The sequence below is a fragment of the Oryzihumus sp. genome, assembly GCF_036391795.1.
In the GTDB taxonomy this organism is placed as follows: domain Bacteria; phylum Actinomycetota; class Actinomycetes; order Actinomycetales; family Dermatophilaceae; genus Oryzihumus.
Map to the genome: position 1 here is coordinate 1 of NZ_DASVZH010000151.1, position 2,741 is coordinate 2,741.

Annotated in this window: 3 protein-coding genes; all 3 read left to right on the plus strand. The window is 74.1% G+C overall.

Annotated features, from left to right (window positions below; genetic code table 11):
- Positions 1-246: 246 nt before the first annotated feature.
- Complete coding sequence (locus VF825_RS08750) at positions 247-960, plus strand: hypothetical protein (protein ID WP_331112272.1); 714 nt, start codon at positions 247-249, stop codon at positions 958-960.
- Between the two features lie 81 nt (positions 961-1,041).
- The gene (mshA, locus tag VF825_RS08755) at positions 1,042-2,349 is read left to right on the plus strand and encodes a D-inositol-3-phosphate glycosyltransferase (RefSeq protein ID WP_331112274.1); all 1,308 of its coding nucleotides are present in this window, start codon (positions 1,042-1,044) and stop codon (positions 2,347-2,349) included.
- The coding region (locus VF825_RS08760; protein WP_331112277.1) for a YbjN domain-containing protein at positions 2,346-2,741 on the plus strand (396 nt) is incomplete at its 3' end. The genes mshA and VF825_RS08760, both read left to right, overlap by 4 nt.

The window sequence follows — 2,741 nt, forward strand, 5'->3', positions numbered from 1 at the left end:
CGAGCGCCGCAGCCGCCACGCCTGCGGACCGGCCAGCCAGCGGTCGACCCGGCGCAGCCGGTTGGGGTTGGTCGTGCCCCGGGTGATGGTGCCGACCGGTCGCCTCGCTGCCACGCCCCGCAGGGTATGCCGTGCCCCGCACCCGGCCACATGGCACACCGCGCGCCCGTGGCGCGCCCCGAGGTGCACAGGTGCGTGTCTTAGGGTGACGCGGTGGCCAGGGGTGTGGGCGTTCGGAGCCGGAGCATGGTGCTGCTCACCGTGGTCCTGCTCGCGCTGGCCGCCCTCGGGGCCAGCCGGCTGGCGCCCGCCCTCGCCAAGCCCGACCACGGCGTCGTCGACATCAAGCCCGGCCTGCTCAGCGCGCACGAGCCGGTGCGCGGCATCGTCACGCTGGGCCAGGGCCTGACCGTCTCGATGTACTCCGACGGGATCCGCGTCCAGCGGCAGGACGCCACGCTGTTCCAGACGGTGCGCATCGCCGCGCCGGTCACCGCGGGCTTCGGCACCGTGACCCGGACCCGGGACGGCTGGCAGGAGCACGTCACCGGCACCGTCGACCACATCCGGTTCACCTCGGTCGACTTCAACCAGGCCGGGGCGACCTTCCACGGAGTCGCGTTCGACGACACCCACGCGATGCCGGCGACCATCTGGGCCCGCCGGGTCGGGGACGGGGTCGAGCTGACCTTCCGCATCGAGGGCGCCGACCTGCTCGTGCTGCACACCTGGCGCCACCCCGGCACCCGCGGGCTGACCCCCCGGCTGCCGGCCAAGGACCTCGGCGGCAGCACGTGGTGGTTCCAGCCGGCGACCGGGCCGGGCGAGCCGGCGCTCGCCACCGGCCTGGGCAGCATCGTGGCGATCGACAGCCCCGCCCCGACCGCGATCGACCTGCGCCACGACGGGCGCGGCGAAATACATGTGTGGTCCTCCACGTTCCGTCTGACGGTCTGGTGACGCGCGGCCGCTGACGGCGTCGCGTGGCAGACTCGGGCGTCGGGCCCTCGACCACGGCCCGTGGGCAAGGAGAACGAACGTATGCCGGGTGCCGCACCGATCCGCCGGGTGGCCATGCTCAGCGTGCACACCTCACCGCTGGAGCAGCCCGGCACCGGTGACGCCGGAGGCCTCAACGTCTACGTCGTCGAGGTCGCCAAGCGGCTGGCTGCCCGCAACATCGAGGTCGAGGTGTTCACCCGGGCCACGACCGGCGGCCTGCCGCCCGAGGTCGAGCTGGTGCCCGGGGTGCAGGTCCGGCACGTGACCGCCGGCCCCTACGAGGGGCTGGGCAAGGAGGACCTGCCGGGGCAGCTGTGCGCCTTCGCCGCCGGCGTGATGCGCGCCGAGGCTGCCCGCCCCGAGGGGTGGTACGACCTGGTCCACTCCCACTACTGGCTCTCCGGGCAGGTCGGCTGGCTCGCCGCCGACCGCTGGCGGGTGCCGCTCGTGCACACCATGCACACCATGGCCCGGGTCAAGAACACCCACCTGGCCAAGGGCGACACCCCCGAGCCCACCGGCCGCGAGATCGGCGAGGCGCAGGTCGTCGAGGCCGCCGACCGGCTGGTCGCCAACACCGAGGGCGAGGCCCGCGAGCTCATCGACCTCTACGACGCCGACCCCGCCCGGGTCCGGGTCGTGCCGCCGGGTGTCGACCTGGGCACGTTCACCCCCGGCGACACCGCCGCCGCCCGCGCCGAGCTCGGCCTGCCGGCCGACGCCCACGTGCTGCTCTTCGTCGGCCGGATCCAGCCGCTCAAGGCCCCCGACGTGCTGCTCAAGGCCGCCGCCGACCTGCTCGCTCGTCGGCCCGCGCTGCGCGAGCACCTCGTCGTCGCGGTTGTCGGCGGCCCCAGCGGCTCCGGCCTCGCCAAGCCCAAGGCGCTGCAGAAGCTGGCCGACAAGCTCGGCATCACCCCGCAGGTGCGCTTCGTCCCGCCGGCCGCCCGCGAGCGGCTGGCCCAGTGGTATCGCGCCGCCGACCTGGTCGCGGTCCCCTCCTACAGCGAGTCCTTCGGCCTCGTCGCCGTCGAGGCGCAGGCCTGCGGCACCCCCGTCGTCGCGGCCGCGGTCGGCGGCCTGCCCACCGCCGTCGGCGACAGCGGCATCCTCGTCGACGGCCACGACACGACCGACTGGAGCCACGCCATCGAGTCCCTCATCACCGACCCCGTCCGCCGGGCCGACCTGTCCCGCACCGCGGTCCGCCACGCCGCCCAGTTCAGCTGGGACCACACCACCGAGCGCCTCGTCGAGGTCTACGCCGAGGCGCACGCCGCGCGCACGGCGTCCCCGATCGAGGACGCCCGCGTGCTGGCCGGCATCCCCGCGGCGGTGATCCCGTGACCACGGCCGAGCAGCAGAAGGTCCTCGACGTCGTCGACGCCTACCTCGCCGACGCCGGCATCGAGCACGAGCTCGGCGGCCGCGACGGCGAGCTCGTCGTCACCCTGCCCGGGGAGAAGAAGCTCAAGACCGTGGCCTCGGTCGTGGTCGGGGAGCAGTCGCTGTCGGTGTCGGCGTTCGTGGTGCGCAACCCCGACGAGAACCACGAGGCCTTCTACCGCTACCTGCTGCGCAAGAACCTCAAGCTGCCCGGCCTGGCCTACGGCATCGACCGGTCCGGCGACGTCTACGTCACCGGGCGGGTGCCGCTGGAAGGGGTCAGCACGGCATACCTGGACCAGCTCTTCGGCGTCGTCCTCGACGCCGCGGACTCGACCTTCAACGAGCTCCTG

Excerpts from the sequence above, each read along its gene's own strand:
- mshA (WP_331112274.1), top strand. The coding sequence starts at position 1,042 with ATGCCGGGTGCCGCACCGATCCGCCGGGTGGCCATGCTCAGCGTGCAC.
- VF825_RS08750 (WP_331112272.1), top strand. The coding sequence starts at position 247 with ATGGTGCTGCTCACCGTGGTCCTGCTCGCGCTGGCCGCCCTCGGGGCC.